The organism is Stenotrophomonas ginsengisoli, assembly GCF_001431485.1.
Taxonomy (GTDB): domain Bacteria; phylum Pseudomonadota; class Gammaproteobacteria; order Xanthomonadales; family Xanthomonadaceae; genus Stenotrophomonas; species Stenotrophomonas ginsengisoli.
In genome coordinates, this window is record NZ_LDJM01000012.1 from 92,368 (window position 1) to 107,357 (window position 14,990).

Sequence of the window (14,990 nt, forward strand, 5' to 3'; positions counted from 1 at the left end):
TCAACTCTCCGGGGTGTACAGCTCGGGATGCGCCAGCTGCAGGGCGGCCAGTTTGGCCAGCAGCTGTTGTTCGGATTCAACGATGTCGGGGTCCGGGTCGATGCATTCGACCGGACAGACGACCACGCACTGTGGTTCGTCATGGTGACCGACGCATTCGGTGCAGCGCGCCGGGTCGATCACATAGATGGTTTCGCCCATGGCGATGGCCGCATTCGGGCAGGCCGGCTCACACACGTCGCAATTGACACACAGATCGTTGATTTTCAGCGACATGGCAGGCTCCGCGTCGGACTTCGACGCCGCGGCGCAGACGCCGCACAACAAAAACGCGGCCGGGATGGGCAGTGCCCGTCCCGGCCGGCGTGACTTACTTGGCTTCGACGAAGATGTACTCGGCGCCGGTGGCCTGCACGATCGACATCACGCGGGCGTTGTCGGCGGCATCGCCGATGAACAGCACGCGCACACCCTTCAGGGTGTCGGCATCAACCGGCTTGAACGCCGCTTCGATCAGGTCGGCCATCTTGGTCGAGGCCGACGAACCGAAGGCCAGCATGTTGCCCGGCTGCACGCCACGGCTCATCGCGGTGGTGGCCGATTCAACCTGACGCTCGTACTTGTCGGCGAATTCCGGATCGGTTTCCGGCGGCAGGTAGTACAGGAACGGCGGGTTGGAGATGGTGCCCAGGTTCTCGCGGACCACGGCCTGCAGGTACTGGCGCCAGCCGGCATCGTCTTCCTTGGCCGGAGCGACCAGGGCCACCGCGGCTTCTTCGACAACCGGGGTTTCTTCCTTCGAGCAGGCGGTCAGGGCGACGGCCAGGGTAGCGGCAGCGAGCACGCTCTTGAGGGTGTTCATGAGAATGGATTCTCCATTACCAAAGCTGTGACGGGGATGGTGGAACCGTTCAGGCATCGTCACGCGCCTGTCGGGCACGCCGCAGAACCTCCAGCACGTTGCCCGGCACGAAACCGGACACATCGCCGCCCAGTCGCGCGATTTCGCGCACCAGCGAGGAGGAAATGAAGCTGTACTGCTCGGCCGGGGTCAAGAACAGGGTCTCGACCTCGGGGATCAGATGGCGGTTCATCGAAGCCATCTGGAATTCGTATTCAAAGTCACTCACCGCGCGCAGGCCGCGCAGCAGCACGCCACCGTTGACCGAACGCACGAAGTTGGCCAGCAGACTGTCAAAGCCGACCACTTCCACATTGGCATGCTGGGCGGTGGCGGCCTGGGCCAGCTCCACACGCAGCTCCAGCGGCAGGATCGGGCCCTTGGTCTGGCTCTTGGCCACACCCACGACAATCTTCTCGAACAACGGCGCAGCGCGGTTGATCAGGTCAATGTGGCCGTTGGTGATCGGGTCGAAGGTACCCGGGTATACGGCGATACGGCGGTTGGCACCGGTCATGCGGGGTTCACGGCGTGGAATCGGTCCCAAGTGTAGCAGTCCCCTGACGCCGGTACAGGGCATAGCGGACCTCACGGGTGCTACCTTCACGATGCAGCTGCCAGCCCGGCCCCAGCGCCGGCATCTGGTTGCTGCCGGCCTCCAGGTACAGCCAGGCGTCGTCGGCCAGGTGCGCCGGCAAGGCGGCCAGCACCTGCTGCCACAGGCCATCGGCAAACGGCGGGTCGACAAAGACCAGGTCAAAACGCTGGGCCGGCGGCCGCGCCAGCCAGGCCAGGGCATCGACATTGAGCACGCTGGCCGGCGCCTGCAGGCGCGTGGCCACGGCGCTGATGGCCTGTGCCAGGCCGGCATCCTTCTCGATCAGGGTGGCGCCGGCCGCCCCGCGCGAGAGCGCCTCCAGGCCCAGTGCCCCGCTGCCGGCAAACAGGTCCAGTACCTGCGCCCCGGGCAGCCTGGGCATCAGCCAGTTGAACAGGGTCTCGCGCACGCGGTCACTGGTTGGCCGCAGGCCGGGACGCTGCGGCACCGCCAGCTTGGTGTTGCGCCACTGCCCACCAATGATGCGCACCTGGCCGGCAGCTGCTGTGCGGGCCGGGGCGGCGGAAGGCGGAGCAGGCGGCAGGCGGCGCGACATCAGGCAGACCAGGGGCAGTGGATCGGGCCGACATGGTAGCAAGCCCGCCGGGCCCGACGATGTGCGCGGGCAGGCCTTGAAAACCGCGCCGGCCAACCACAACTGTTGTGCCAGCGCCGCAGTGACGCGGCATCTGCAACATGGAGCACTTCGACGATGACCAACGAATCGAGCACGCAGACCCTTGGCTTCCAGACCGAGGTCAAGCAGCTGCTGCAGCTGATGATCCATTCGCTGTATTCCAACAAGGAAATTTTCCTGCGCGAGCTGGTGTCCAACGCCGCCGACGCCGCCGACAAGCTGCGCTTTGAAGCGCTGACCGATGCCGCCCTGCTGGAAGGCGATGGCGAGCTGGCCGTGCGCGTGTACTTCGACAAGGACGCCCGCACCGTCACCATCGAGGACAACGGCATCGGCATGAGCCGCGAGGAGGCCATTGCCCACCTCGGCACCATCGCCAAGTCCGGCACCGGCGAGTTCCTGGGCAAGCTCAGCGGCGATGCGCGCAAGGATTCCAACCTGATCGGCCAGTTCGGCGTGGGCTTCTATTCGGCCTTTATCGTCGCCGACCAGGTCGATGTGTACAGCCGCCGCGCCAGCCTGCCCGCCGACCAGGGTGTGCGCTGGTCCAGCCGGGGCGAAGGCGAGTTCGAGATCGCCACGGTTGAAAAGCCGGCCCGCGGCACCCGCATCGTGCTGCACCTGAAGGACGGCGAGGAAAGCTTTGCCGACAGCTGGACCCTGCGCTCGATCATCAAGAAGTATTCCGACCACATCGGCCTGCCGATCCAGATGCCGGTGGAAAAGCACACCGCCGAGGGCGAAAGCGAAGCCGCCGACGCTGCCCCGCAATGGGAAACGGTGAACAAGGCCAACGCCTTGTGGACCCGCGCCAAGGGCGACATCTCGGCCGAGGACTACAACGAGTTCTACAAGCACATCGCCCACGATTACAGCGACCCGCTGGCCCACAGCCACAACAAGGTCGAGGGCAAGCTGGAATACACCTCCCTGCTCTACGTGCCGGGCCGGGCCCCGTATGACCTGTACCAGCGCGAGGCCCCCAAGGGCCTGAAGCTGTACGTGCAGCGCGTCTTCATCATGGACCAGGCCGAGCAGTTCCTGCCGCTGTACCTGCGTTTCATCAAGGGCGTGGTCGATTCCAACGACCTGGCGCTGAACGTCTCGCGCGAAATCCTGCAGACCGGCCCGGTGATCGACTCGATGAAGTCGGCCCTGACCAAGCGCAGCCTGGACATGCTGGACAAGCTGGCCGCCGACAAGCCCGACGACTACGCCACCTTCTGGAAGGAATTTGGCCAGGTGCTCAAGGAAGGCCCGGCCGAAGACTACGGCAACCGCGAGAAGATCGCCGGCCTGCTGCGCTTTGCCTCGACCAAGGGTGAAGGCGATACCCAGAACGTGTCGCTGGCCGACTACATCGGCCGCATGGCCGAAGGCCAGGACAAGATCTATTACCTGACCGGCGAGACCCACCTGCAGGCGGCCAACAGCCCGCATCTGGAAGTGTTCGCCAAGAAGGGCATCGAAGTGCTGCTGCTCACCGACCGCATCGATGAGTGGCTGATGGGCTACCTGACCGAGTTCGACGGCAAGTCCTTTGTCGACATCGCCCGTGGCGACCTGGACCTGGGCAAGCTGGAAAGCGAAGAGGACAAGAAGGCCGCCGAAGAAGCAGCCAAGGACAAGCAAGGCCTGGCCAAGCGTCTGGGCGAGGCCCTGGGCCAGAACGTGTCCGAAGTGCGCGTTTCCCACCGCTTGACCGATTCACCGGCCATCCTCGCCCTGGGCGCGGGTGACCTGGGCCTGCAGATGCGCCAGATCATGGAGGCATCCGGCCAGAAGGTGCCGGAGACCAAGCCGGTGTTCGAGTTCAACCCGGCCCACCCGCTGATCAGCAAGCTGGACCATGAAGCCGACACCGACCGCTTCGCCGAACTGGCCCATGTCCTGTTCGACCAGGCAGCCCTGGCTGCCGGCGAAAGCCTGAAGGACCCGGCCGCCTACGTGCGTCGCCTGAACAAGCTGCTGCTCGAGCTGTCTGCCTGAGTGCAGCCACGTTTGCAGGCAAGGCCGGCCCCGCGCCGGCCTTGCTTGTGTTCAGCCCCGGCCGCCACCGGCAATCGGCCAAAAGCCGGTCAGTGGTAGCATATCCACCTGATTACAGCGCCAGTATCCATGTTCAATATCTTCCGCCGCAAAAAGACCGAAACCGCACAGGACGCCGCCAAGCCACGCCTGAGCGCGGAAGAGATTGCTGCCGCCTTCCAGCAGCCGGCCCGCGTCGAAGCGTCCGACAACGCCCCCGCCCAAGCGCCTGCTGCCAGCACAACGCCGACGGCTCCGGTTGCCCAGGCTCCGGCTGCGTCCATTGATGTGCCGGTTGTTGAACCTGCTGCGCCGGTACAGGCCGTCATCGAAGCGTCGGCAGCCAGCGCAGTTGCCGATTCAAGCCAGGCCCCGGCCAGCGTCGAGCCGGCCGCAACGGCGGCGGCAATCGACGTCGTTGCCAGCCAGGCCGTGACCACGCCCGATGCCGGGCGTAGCGATGACAGCCAGGCCGACCTGATTTCCGCCAACGCCGCACCGGCTGCAGCCGAAGGCAAGCTGGGCTGGCGCGAGCGCCTGCGCAACAGCGTGTTCGCCAAGTCGGTGAGCAGCCTGTTTGCCCGCAACCCCAAGCTCGATGACGACCTGCTGGACGAAATCGAGACGGCCCTGATCACCGCCGACGTCGGCGTGCCGGCCACCACCGCCCTGATCGAAGGCCTGCGCAAGCGCATGAAGGCGCGCGAGTTCGCCGATGCCAATGCCTTGCTGGCCGCCCTGCGTGCCGAGCTGATCGCCCTGCTCGAGCCGGTGGCCAAGCCGCTGGTGATCGACCGCACTGCCGCGCCGTTCGTGCTGCTCACCGTCGGCGTCAACGGCGTTGGCAAGACCACCACCATCGGCAAGCTGGCCAAGCGCTTCAAGGACGAAGGCCACAGCCTGATGCTGGCTGCCGGCGACACCTTCCGTGCTGCCGCCGTGGCCCAGCTGCAGGCCTGGGGCCAGCGCAACGGTGTCACCGTGATCGCCCAGGGCCAGAACGCCGACGCCGCTTCGGTGGCCTTCGATGCCCTGCAGGCCGCCAAGGCCCGCGGCACCGACATCCTGATTGCCGACACCGCCGGCCGCCTGCACACCCAGACCGGGCTGATGAACGAGCTGGGCAAGATCGGCCGCGTGCTGGGCAAGGTCGATCCCACTGCCCCGCACGAGGTGTTGATGGTGATCGACGGCACCACCGGCCAGAACGCGATCAACCAGGTGCGCCAGTTCCATGCCGTGGCCAAGGTCACCGGTCTGGTCGTGACCAAGCTGGACGGCACCGCCAAGGGTGGCGTGGTGTTCGCCCTGGCCCGCGAATTCGGCATTCCGATCCGCTTTGCCGGCATCGGCGAGCGCCCGGAAGACCTGCGCGTGTTCGAGCCGGAAGCCTTCGTCGATGCCCTGCTGCCCGAGGCCCTGGGCAGCCATTGAACCTGGCGTTATTGTCGCAATCCCCGAGGTGCCGGCCGGCTCTGCCCACCGGCACCTTTTGTTTGTCCGCCCCATCACCGCGCTGCCCGGCAGCCACATGAGCCTGCCTTAGCATGTCCAGCCCTGCCCTGCTTCCGAGCAAACTGCTGCCCTGGTTTGACCAGCACGGCCGCCATGACCTGCCCTGGCAGCACCCGCGCACGCCCTATCGGGTATGGCTGTCGGAGGTGATGCTGCAGCAGACCCAGGTGGCCACGGTGGTGCCGTACTTCCTGCGTTTTGTTGCCCGCTTCCCGGATATCGGCGCACTGGCCGCCGCGGACGCCGACACCCTGATGGCACACTGGGCCGGGCTGGGCTACTACGCCCGTGCACGCAACCTGCAGGCCGCCGCCCGGCGCTGCGTGGAACAGCACGAGGGCCAGCTGCCACGCGACCTGGACGCCCTGGTTGCGCTGCCCGGGATCGGCCGCAGCACCGCCGCGGCCATTCTTTCCCAGGCCTGGGGCGACACCCACGCCATCCTGGATGGCAACGTCAAACGGGTGTTGACCCGGGTCTACGGCATCGACGGCCACCCCGGCCAGCCGGCGGTGGAGAAACAGCTCTGGGCCATCGCCGGCCAGCAACTGGCCGCGGTGCCGGCCGGGCGCATGACCGACTGGACCCAGGCGCAGATGGATTTCGGCGCCACCCTGTGCAGCCGGGCCAAGCCGGCCTGTGCCCTGTGTCCGCTGCAGGGCCAGTGCATCGCCCTGCGCGATGGCCGGGTGGCCGAGCTGCCCACGCGCAAGGCCAGCAAGACCCTGCCCGAACGCGAGGCCCATGCCCTGCTCATTGATGACGGCCGGGGCCGTTACGCCCTGCTGCGGCGCCCGGAGCAAGGCATCTGGGCCGGGCTGTGGACCCTGCCCCAGGCCGATACCCATGCCGCACTGGCCCAGTGGACAGCACAGCAGCTGGGCGCGGACCTTGAAAGTGCCGATGCCCTGCCTGATATCGTGCATACCTTCAGCCATTACCGGCTGCACCTGCACCTGCATCGCCTGCGCCTGCCCGCCGCTGGCCGCAACGCAGCGATCGGCGAAAACGCACCGGGCTGGTTCGGCCTGGCCGAGCTGGCCGAACTGGGCCTGCCGGCCCCCATCCGCAAATTGATCGATACGCTCTGAGCCTCACCGCAGGCCGGGCAGCCACCCAAGGAGTTCTCGCATGTCCCGCACCATCCACTGCGACCACAGCAATGCACCGGCCGAAGGGCTGGATTTCGTGCCCTGGCCCGGCGAGCTGGGCCAGCGCATCTTCAACCACATCGGCAAGCCTGCCTGGCAGGCCTGGCTGGCCCACCAGACCATGCTGATCAACGAAAACCGGCTTTCCCCGCGCGACCCCAAGCACCGCGCCTACCTGCAGGAACAGATGGTCAAGTACCTGTTCAACGAAGGCGCCGCCGACAACGTCGCCGGCTACCAGGCACCGGAGAACGGATAAACAAAAGGCCGCCCCAAGGGCGGCCTTTTGCCATCAGCGGCTGCCGGATCAGCCTGCCGGTTGCTCGCCGTCGGCCTGCTCGGCCTGGCGCTGCTCGATCTTGGCCTGGCGCAGCTGCGCCTGCCCGGCCTTGATCGCCTTGCTGTCCAGCGGACGGATGCTGGAGATACGGCAACTGGAAGGAATGGTGTCGCGCACATAGACCCGGTCAAAACGCGCATACACCCGGTCGAACTGGCTGCTCAGGCCGATCGTGGTGGCATGGGTCAGGCCCGGACAGGTCGCATCGAACTGCAACAACCACGATTCATTGGGCCGGGTATGCACCACCATGGCCCGGTCACCCAGCTCGTTCCAGCCGTGCAGGCTGCCGAAGAAACGGAAACTGGGTACCGGCTCCCCGGCGTGGGCCAGATGCAGCTGCAGCTGCTCCTGGCTGGTCAGACGCGTGGTCGTGGCACAACCGGCCAGAACCAGTATCGCCAGCAACGCACTGCTCATCCACTTCATTGCATCCTCCTTTACGGGAAACGACCCAACGATCATTAAAGCAAGGCGGTGTACCGGCATTAAACCTGGCTGGACGCCATCGCATGCAGGCGCCCCTCGCGCAGTTCCAGCACACGGTCCAGCTTGCGTGCCAGGCTGCGGTCATGGGTGACCAGCACCAGCGAGGTGCCATGGGCCCGGTTGAGCTCGAGCATCTGGCCGAATACGTTGGCCGCGGTACGGTCATCCAGGTTGCCGGTCGGCTCGTCACCGAGCACACAGCCAGGCTGGTTGACCAGTGCCCGCGCCACGGCCGCACGCTGGCGCTCGCCACCACTCATTTCGCCGGGCTTGTGGGCCAGACGATGACCCAGGCCGACCGACTCCAACAAGTCCATCGCCCGCTTGCGGGCGGCATCCAGCTCACCGCCCCCCAGCAGTACCGGCATCATCACGTTTTCCAGCGCGGTGAATTCTGGCAACAGGTGGTGGAACTGGTAGATGAAGCCCAGCTCGCGGTTGCGCAATGCGCCGCGTGCGGTGTCCGACAGGCCACTCATCTTCTGCCCGGCAACAAACACCTCACCGGCGGTGGGCACATCCAGGCCGCCGAGCAGGTGCAGCAAGGTGCTCTTGCCGGCACCGGACGCGCCAATGATGGCCACCGTTTCACCACGGCTCACCGACAGCTCCAGGCCATCGAACACCGGGGTGTGCATCTTGCCCTCGGCATAGGTCTTGCCCAGGCCTTCGGCACGGATCACTTCTTGGTTCATCGCATCACTCATAACGCAGAGCCTCGGCCGGATGGGTGCGCGCCGCACGCCAGGCCGGATACAGGGTGGCCAGGAAGGCCATCAGCAGGGCCACCACCACCGTCCAGGCCACATCGGCCGGCTGCATGTCGGTGGGCAGGCCGGTGATGTAGTACACGTCCGGCGGCAGCAGCACGACATTGAAGGTGCCTTCGATGAAGCGCAGCAGGCGCTCCAGGTTCAGGGTCAGGGTGATGCCCCCGAGCAGGCCGAGCAAGGTGCCGACCACGCCGATCAGGGTGCCCTGGACCATGAACACCTGCATCACCCCGGCCGGGCTCAGACCCAGGGTACGCAGGATGGCGATGTCGGCCTGCTTGTCGGTGACCAGCATCACCTGGGAGTTCACCAGGGTGAAGGCGCCCATCATGATGATCAGCGACAGCAGGATGCCCATCACCGTCTTTTCCATCTTCAGCGAGTGGTACAGGTTGGCGTTCTGCTGGGTCCAGTCGCTGACCCGGTACAGGCCATCCAGTGACAGGGCCAGATCACTGGCCACGTTGAAGGCCTGGTCCATGTCATGCAGCTTCAGGCGCACACCGGTGACGCCCTCACTGCGCAATACCCGCTCCAGGTCATACAGGTTGACGAAGGCCACGCCACGGTCGACCTCGTTGTAGCCGGCCTCGAAGATGCCGCTGACGTGGAAACGCTTGGTCCGCGCCATCGCCCCCAACGGGGTGCCCTGCACTTCGGCCAGCGTAGCCACCACGTTGTCGCCCACACCCACGCCCAGCCACAGCGCCAGCTCCTTGCCCAGGATGATGTTGAACTCGCCCTGGGCCAGCGAATCCAGGCTACCGGTGGTCATCTTCTCGGCAATCACCGAGACCTTGGACTCCAGCGCAGGGTCCACGCCCTGCACCACCGCCCCCTGCACCCGCGGGCCGGACAACATGCCCTGGATCTCGATGTACGGCGCGGCGCCGATGATGCGCGGATCCTTGCTGGCCGTATCCACGGCCTGCTGCCAGTCCCGCATCGGCTCGCCTTCGGCGGTGACCGTGGCGTGGGCGGTCATCTGCAGCAGACGATCGCGGATTTCCTTCTGGAAGCCGCTCATCACCGCCATCGTGGTGATCAGCACCATCACCCCGAGGGCAATGCCGATGATCGAGGCCATGGAAATGAAGGAGATGAAACCGTTGCGGCGCTTGGCACGCAGGTAACGCAGGCCGATGGCCACGGGTACTGGTTTGAACATGAGGCCTTGCCCGGTCAGATCAGGCTATGGTGCCACTGCGCCCGCGCTTGTGGAATGGCGAAACTGACTGGGGCCACTGGCGCAGTTCACTCAGGACCGGCCCGGGCAGCCAGGCCGGCAACAACACGCACTGCAGCCAGCCCCGCCCCGTCGGCCGGCGCCAGTGCAGCACCAGCAGGCCGCAGCGCTGGCTGATCCGCAGCCGCTGCTGCCATTGGCCATCAATGCAGGCCCGGCCATTGCTGCGGTCAAAGATGAAATGGCGCGCGGGCTGGCGCTGCCAGCGCAAGGCCTGCAGCACGGCCAGCAGGCCCGGCAGGCACACGGCCCGGTTCAACCAGGGCCGCGGCAAATCACTGAGCACCAGCGACAGCATGGCCAACAGGCCAAGCAGCAACAGCGCCGCGCTAACTGCCGGCTGCGGCCGCCATTCAAGCCGGCATGGCGGCAATCTTGTGGATGAGCGCGATGAGCTCGGCATCCGGGCACTCCTCATAACCCATCGACCAGCGCCACAACTTATCGTCCTCGCAATCGAGCATGCGCAGGAAAACCGCGCGCTCGGCCATCGGCGCAGTGGCCCAGGCATTGTCCAGATAACGGTCAAACAGGCGGTCCAGCTCGCGCATGCCACGCCGGCTGCGCCAGCGGATCCGCTTCAGTTCGGTTGCCTCGTCCATTTCCCTTCTCCTGATGCCACGCGCTCGCGCAGCAGGCAAAAACAACAACGGCACCGGCCATCAGGCGCGGTGCCGCGGTGTGCAGACCGGCATCACTGCCGGCCTGCAGGCCACCTCATGGCCGGATCAAACCACTGGATCAGGCGCGGCGCGCCATCATCAGCTTCTTGATCTCGGCAATGGCCAGCGCCGGGTTCAAGCCCTTCGGGCAGGTACGGGCGCAGTTCATGATGGTGTGGCAGCGGTACAGCTTGAACGGATCTTCCAGGTCATCCAGACGCGAACCGGTGTCCTCATCGCGCGAGTCGATGATCCAGCGGTAGGCCTGCAGCAGGATGGCCGGGCCCAGGTAACGCTCGCCATTCCACCAGTAGCTCGGGCAGCTGGTCGAGCAGCAGGCGCACAGGATGCACTCGTACAGGCCGTCCAGCTTCTTGCGGTCTTCCGGCGACTGCAGGCGCTCGCGGTCGGACGGGGCCGGGGTCTGGGTACGGATCCACGGCTTGATCGAGGCGTACTGCGCATAGAAGTGGGTCAGGTCCGGAACCAGGTCCTTGACCACGTCCATGTGCGGCAGCGGGTAGATCGGCACTTCCTTCTTTTCGCAGTCTTCGATGGCGCGGGTGCAGGCCAGCGTGTTGGTGCCGTCGATGTTCATCGCGCACGAACCGCAGATGCCCTCACGGCACGAGCGACGGAAGGTCAGGGTCGGGTCGATCTCGTTCTTGATCTTGATCAGGGCGTCCAGGACCATCGGGCCACAGCTGTCCAGATCAACGTCGTAGGTATCGGTACGCGGGTTTTCGCCGCTGTCCGGGCTCCAACGATAGACCTTGAAGGTACGTACGTTCTTGGCACCAGCCGGGGCAGCGAAGTGCTTGCCCTTGGTGACCCGGGAGTTCTTCGGAAGAGAGAATTCAGCCATTTTAATAAGTTCCCCGGATCAGTAGACGCGCGGCTTCGGCGGCACAACGGACACGTCGTCAGACAGCGTGTACATGTGGACCGGGCGGAAATCGAAGCTGCACTTGCCCTTCTCATCCACGCTGACCAGGGTGTGCTTGTGCCAGTTGACGTCGTCGCGGTCCGGGAAGTCTTCGTGGGCATGTGCACCACGGCTTTCCTTGCGCTGTTCGGCCGAGTTGATGGTGGCCACTGCGTTGAGCAGCAGGTTGTTCAGCTCGTAGGTTTCGATCAGGTCGGAGTTCCAGACCAGCGAGCGGTCGGAAACCTTGACGTCCTGGAACGAATCAAACACTTCGGCCATCTTCTTGCAGCCGGCTTCCAGCTTCTCGCTGGTGCGGAACACGGCGGCATCGGCCTGCATGGTGCGCTGCATGCGATCGCGGATGACCGCGGTCGGGGTGTCGCCATTGGCGTGACGCAGCTTGTCCAGCAGACCCAGGGCCTTGTCACAGGCGTCCGACGGCAGCTGCTTGTGCGGCGCGCCCGGCTTGATGGTCTCGGCGCAGCGGTTGGCCACGGCGCGACCGAACACGACCAGGTCCAGCAGCGAGTTGGAGCCCAGACGGTTGGCACCGTGGACCGAGACGCAGGCCGCTTCGCCGATGGCGTACAGGCCCGGGACGACGGCGTCCGGGTTGTCGCCGACCTTGCGCACGACTTCGCCGTGGTAGTTGGTCGGGATGCCGCCCATGTTGTAGTGGACGGTCGGGATCACCGGGATCGGCTGCTTGTGCACGTCCACGCCGGCGAAGATGCGGGCGCTTTCGGCAATACCCGGCAGCTTCTCGTCGATCGCGCCCGGCGGCAGGTGGGTCAGGTCGAGCAGGATGTGATCCTTGTGCTCGCCCACGCCACGGCCTTCGCTGATTTCCACGGTCATCGAACGCGACACCACGTCACGCGAAGCCAGGTCCTTGTAATGCGGTGCGTAGCGCTCCATGAAGCGCTCGCCATTGGAATTGCGCAGGATGCCACCTTCGCCGCGAACACCTTCGGTGATCAGGCAGCCGGCGCCATAGATGCCGGTCGGGTGGAACTGCACGAACTCCATGTCCTGCAGCGGCAGGCCGGCACGGGCCACCATACCGCCACCGTCGCCGGTGCAGGTGTGGGCCGAGGTGGCCGAGAAATACGCGCGGCCGTAACCACCGGTGGCCAGCACCACGCCATGGGCGCGGAACAGGTGCAGGGTGCCTTCTGCCATGTCCAGGGCGAGCACGCCGCGGCACACGCCTTCCTCGTCCATGATCAGGTCGAGTGCGAAGTACTCGATCATGAAACGGGCGTTATGGGCCAGCGACTGCTGGTACAGGGTGTGCAGGATCGCGTGGCCGGTACGGTCAGCGGCCGCGCAGGTACGCTGGGCCGGAGCACCTTCGCCGTACTTGGTGGTCATGCCACCGAACGGACGCTGGTAGATCTTGCCCTCTTCGGTACGCGAGAACGGAACACCGTAATGCTCCAGCTCGATGATCGCCGGGATGGCCTCGCGGCACATGTACTCGATGGCGTCCTGGTCGCCCAGCCAGTCCGACCCCTTGATGGTGTCGTAGAAGTGGTAGCGCCAGTCGTCCTCACCCATGTTGGCCAGCGCGGCGGAAATACCACCCTGGGCTGCCACGGTGTGCGAACGGGTCGGGAAGACCTTGGTGATGCAGACGGTCTGCAGGCCCTTCTGGGCCAGGCCGAAGGTCGCACGCAGGCCGGCGCCGCCGGCGCCGACAACGACCATGTCGACCTTGTGTTCAGTAATCTTGTAAGCGGACATGGATATCAGTTCCCAAGCACGATGCGGGCAACCGCGAAAATGCTGACGATTGCGCCGAGCACGGCGACGAACTTCACGATGACCTGGAGGGCCAGCGCCAGCAGCGAGTTGTGGATGTAGTCTTCCAGCACGACCTGCAGGCCGAGCTGGGCGTGCCAGAACATGGCCACCAGCAGGCCGACCAGCAGCACGGCATTCCACGGCTTGGAGACAGTCTCCACCGCGGTGACGTAATCAGCGCCGACCAGGCTCACCAGCAGGCACAAAAACCAGATGCCCAGGAAGACCAGTGCGGTGGCGGTCAGGCGCTGGTGGATGAAATGCTCGGTACCGGACTTGGCACTGCCCAGGCCGCGGACATTCTTCAACGGAGTACGGAACTTGCTCATCTTCAGCCCCCCAGGCAGACAGCGGCCCAAACCAGGGCGGTGAGGACCAGCGAAGCAATCACCGACATCCACGAACTGCGGATGAAGGTCGGCTTGGCATAACCCACGGCGAAATCCTGCACGATGTGGCGGATGCCGTTGCACAGGTGGTAGGCAAATACCCAGGTCCATGCAAACAGGAAGGCCTTGCCATACCAGGCACCGGCGTGGTCAGTGAAGCAGGTCCAGGATTCCGGCCCCATCATCAGGGCGAGCAGGCCGCCGGCAATGATGAGGGCACCGACAGACAGAATGATGCCGGTGGCTCGATGCAGGATCGAGGTGGCCATCTGGATCTGCCAGCGATACACCTGCAGATGCGGAGAGAGGGGGCGTGATCGGTTCGCCATTTCGCTGGGCTCGTTGTCTCGGCTGGGCGGCGGAATTGCCGCATTGGCTAGTCACTGCAACTTCGTTCAGAAGTCGATGCAGCGTCCGTTTTTTTCCCAGTCCCCGTAGCGCACCGGATCAAGCCCGCCGCGCCCACCAACCTCGGTCGCAACCTCGGGCTTGGGCACGGTGGAATCCTGCTGGTCGTTGACCGCAGTATCCGGAGTAGTTTCAGGAGTGGGGGTTGTTTGGCCTATCATTTTTGGTCTCGCAACATGCTGATTTTAGACCTGCCGACCGTGACTGACAACCTTCCGAACCATTTCACTCTCCCCGACACCGGCCTGCTGCGCCTGCAGGGCGCCGATGCGGAGACCTTCGCCCAGTCCCAGTTCGCCAACGACGTGGCCGCCCTGGCACCGGGCCAATGGCAGTGGAGCTGCTGGCTCAACGCCAAGGGACGGGTGCTGGATGTGTTCGCCCTGGCCCGTCTGGCCGAAGGGGATCTGCTGCTGATCCTGCCCGACGGCGGCGCCCAGGCCCTGGGCCAGGCCCTGCAGCGCTTTGTGTTCCGGCGCAAGGTCCGCCTGGCACTGGACCTGCGCCCGGTCAGTGGCCATTTCGGCGCAGCGACCGGCGCGGCCGGCAACCAGCTGGCCATAAGTGATGACGAAGTGATTGAACTGGACTGGGGCAGCAGCACCCTGCCGCGCACCCTGCGCATCGGTGCAGGTGCCGACCTTGCCGCCGATGACCCGGCGGCCTGCCGCAGCTGGCAGCAGGCCGACCTGCGCCTTGGCCTGCCGCGCCTGACAGCGCAGCAGCGTGAGACCTGGACCGCCCAGCAACTGGGCCTGGACCGCCTGCAGGGCTATTCGGTGCGCAAGGGCTGCTATCCCGGCCAGGAGATCGTGGCCCGCACCCACTTCCTGGGCAAGGCCAAACGCGCCACCGTATTGCTGCACGGCGTCGCACCAGACATCACGGCCGGCAGCGCGGTCCTGGCCGGGGAGCGCGAGATCGGCCAGCTGGCCTGTGTGGCCCCACCGTATGCCCTGGCCGTGCTGCCACTGGAGCGCGACGAGCAGACGCTGCTGGTGGCCGGCAGCGCCGTACAGGCACAGCCGCTGGTGGAGGGATTGCTGCGCTGAACCGGCAGTGTGAGAAAAGCGCCACTGTGCATCATCAACGTTAGGATGAGGGCAGATACCCTTGTAT

At 65.5% G+C, this 14,990-nt stretch carries 19 protein-coding genes; 5 read left to right on the forward strand and 14 right to left on the reverse strand.

Features of this window, described 5'->3' with window-relative positions:
• The 4 genes from ABB30_RS05325 to rsmD all read right to left on the reverse strand — a co-directional run bounded on the left by ABB30_RS05325 (window position 1) and on the right by rsmD (window position 2,055).
• Entirely contained in the window at window positions 1-276 is a 276-nt protein-coding gene (locus ABB30_RS05325; protein ID WP_057637273.1) for a YfhL family 4Fe-4S dicluster ferredoxin, read from the reverse strand.
• Window positions 277-370: 94 nt separating this feature from the next.
• Complete coding sequence (locus ABB30_RS05330; RefSeq protein ID WP_057637274.1) at window positions 371-862, reverse strand: hypothetical protein; 492 nt, start codon at window positions 860-862, stop codon at window positions 371-373.
• A gap of 49 nt (window positions 863-911) precedes the next feature.
• Complete coding sequence (coaD, locus tag ABB30_RS05335; RefSeq protein ID WP_057637275.1) at window positions 912-1,418, reverse strand: pantetheine-phosphate adenylyltransferase; 507 nt, start codon at window positions 1,416-1,418, stop codon at window positions 912-914.
• Window positions 1,419-1,425: 7 nt separating this feature from the next.
• Window positions 1,426-2,055 (reverse strand): 16S rRNA (guanine(966)-N(2))-methyltransferase RsmD, encoded by a 630-nt coding sequence (gene rsmD / locus ABB30_RS05340; protein WP_057637276.1) that lies wholly within the window; start codon window positions 2,053-2,055, stop codon window positions 1,426-1,428.
• A 156-nt stretch (window positions 2,056-2,211) separates the two neighbouring features.
• Between rsmD and htpG the strand changes: the two genes are divergently transcribed.
• The 4 genes from htpG (at window position 2,212) to ABB30_RS05360 (ending at window position 7,089) form a co-directional block, all read left to right on the forward strand.
• Window positions 2,212-4,125: a molecular chaperone HtpG gene (gene htpG, locus ABB30_RS05345; protein WP_057637277.1), complete on the forward strand. Its 1,914-nt coding sequence runs from the start codon at window positions 2,212-2,214 to the stop codon at window positions 4,123-4,125.
• Between the two features lie 129 nt (window positions 4,126-4,254).
• Window positions 4,255-5,598 (forward strand): signal recognition particle-docking protein FtsY, encoded by a 1,344-nt coding sequence (ftsY, locus tag ABB30_RS05350; protein WP_057637278.1) that lies wholly within the window; start codon window positions 4,255-4,257, stop codon window positions 5,596-5,598.
• A 113-nt stretch (window positions 5,599-5,711) separates the two neighbouring features.
• Window positions 5,712-6,770, forward strand: a complete 1,059-nt coding sequence (gene mutY / locus ABB30_RS05355; protein WP_057637279.1) for an A/G-specific adenine glycosylase — start codon at window positions 5,712-5,714, stop codon at window positions 6,768-6,770.
• A 40-nt stretch (window positions 6,771-6,810) separates the two neighbouring features.
• Window positions 6,811-7,089 carry an oxidative damage protection protein gene (locus tag ABB30_RS05360; protein WP_057637280.1) on the forward strand — a complete coding sequence of 93 codons (279 nt, stop codon included), beginning with the start codon at window positions 6,811-6,813 and terminating at the stop codon, window positions 7,087-7,089.
• A 48-nt stretch (window positions 7,090-7,137) separates the two neighbouring features.
• On the opposite strand, the gene ABB30_RS05365 is transcribed toward ABB30_RS05360, so the two are convergent.
• The 10 genes from ABB30_RS05365 to ABB30_RS16950 form a co-directional block, all read right to left on the reverse strand.
• On the reverse strand, window positions 7,138-7,599 hold the full coding sequence (locus ABB30_RS05365; RefSeq protein ID WP_152980582.1) for a DUF6491 family protein: 462 nt from the start codon (window positions 7,597-7,599) through the stop codon (window positions 7,138-7,140).
• A gap of 59 nt (window positions 7,600-7,658) precedes the next feature.
• Complete coding sequence (gene lolD / locus ABB30_RS05370) at window positions 7,659-8,354, reverse strand: lipoprotein-releasing ABC transporter ATP-binding protein LolD (RefSeq protein ID WP_425477377.1); 696 nt, start codon at window positions 8,352-8,354, stop codon at window positions 7,659-7,661.
• A gap of 4 nt (window positions 8,355-8,358) precedes the next feature.
• Window positions 8,359-9,600 carry a lipoprotein-releasing ABC transporter permease subunit gene (locus ABB30_RS05375; protein WP_057637282.1) on the reverse strand — a complete coding sequence of 414 codons (1,242 nt, stop codon included), beginning with the start codon at window positions 9,598-9,600 and terminating at the stop codon, window positions 8,359-8,361.
• Between the two features lie 19 nt (window positions 9,601-9,619).
• Entirely contained in the window at window positions 9,620-9,982 is a 363-nt protein-coding gene (locus ABB30_RS05380; RefSeq protein WP_152980583.1) for a hypothetical protein, read from the reverse strand.
• Between the two features lie 49 nt (window positions 9,983-10,031).
• Window positions 10,032-10,280, reverse strand: coding sequence for an FAD assembly factor SdhE (locus tag ABB30_RS05385; protein ID WP_057637284.1), 249 nt, complete (start codon window positions 10,278-10,280; stop codon window positions 10,032-10,034).
• Between the two features lie 139 nt (window positions 10,281-10,419).
• Entirely contained in the window at window positions 10,420-11,205 is a 786-nt protein-coding gene (locus ABB30_RS05390) for a succinate dehydrogenase iron-sulfur subunit (protein ID WP_057637285.1), read from the reverse strand.
• An 18-nt stretch (window positions 11,206-11,223) separates the two neighbouring features.
• Window positions 11,224-13,014, reverse strand: coding sequence for a succinate dehydrogenase flavoprotein subunit (gene sdhA, locus ABB30_RS05395; RefSeq protein WP_057637286.1), 1,791 nt, complete (start codon window positions 13,012-13,014; stop codon window positions 11,224-11,226).
• A 5-nt stretch (window positions 13,015-13,019) separates the two neighbouring features.
• Entirely contained in the window at window positions 13,020-13,403 is a 384-nt protein-coding gene (gene sdhD, locus ABB30_RS05400) for a succinate dehydrogenase, hydrophobic membrane anchor protein (RefSeq protein WP_057637287.1), read from the reverse strand.
• Window positions 13,404-13,405: 2 nt separating this feature from the next.
• Window positions 13,406-13,792, reverse strand: a complete 387-nt coding sequence (gene sdhC / locus ABB30_RS05405) for a succinate dehydrogenase, cytochrome b556 subunit (RefSeq protein ID WP_057637288.1) — start codon at window positions 13,790-13,792, stop codon at window positions 13,406-13,408.
• Window positions 13,793-13,858: 66 nt separating this feature from the next.
• Window positions 13,859-13,960, reverse strand: a complete 102-nt coding sequence (locus tag ABB30_RS16950) for a DUF1674 domain-containing protein (RefSeq protein ID WP_245626427.1) — start codon at window positions 13,958-13,960, stop codon at window positions 13,859-13,861.
• A 111-nt stretch (window positions 13,961-14,071) separates the two neighbouring features.
• Here ABB30_RS16950 and ygfZ point away from each other — a divergent pair, with 111 nt between their 5' ends.
• On the forward strand, window positions 14,072-14,923 hold the full coding sequence (ygfZ, locus tag ABB30_RS05410) for a CAF17-like 4Fe-4S cluster assembly/insertion protein YgfZ (RefSeq protein WP_057637339.1): 852 nt from the start codon (window positions 14,072-14,074) through the stop codon (window positions 14,921-14,923).
• Window positions 14,924-14,990 lie beyond the last annotated feature (67 nt).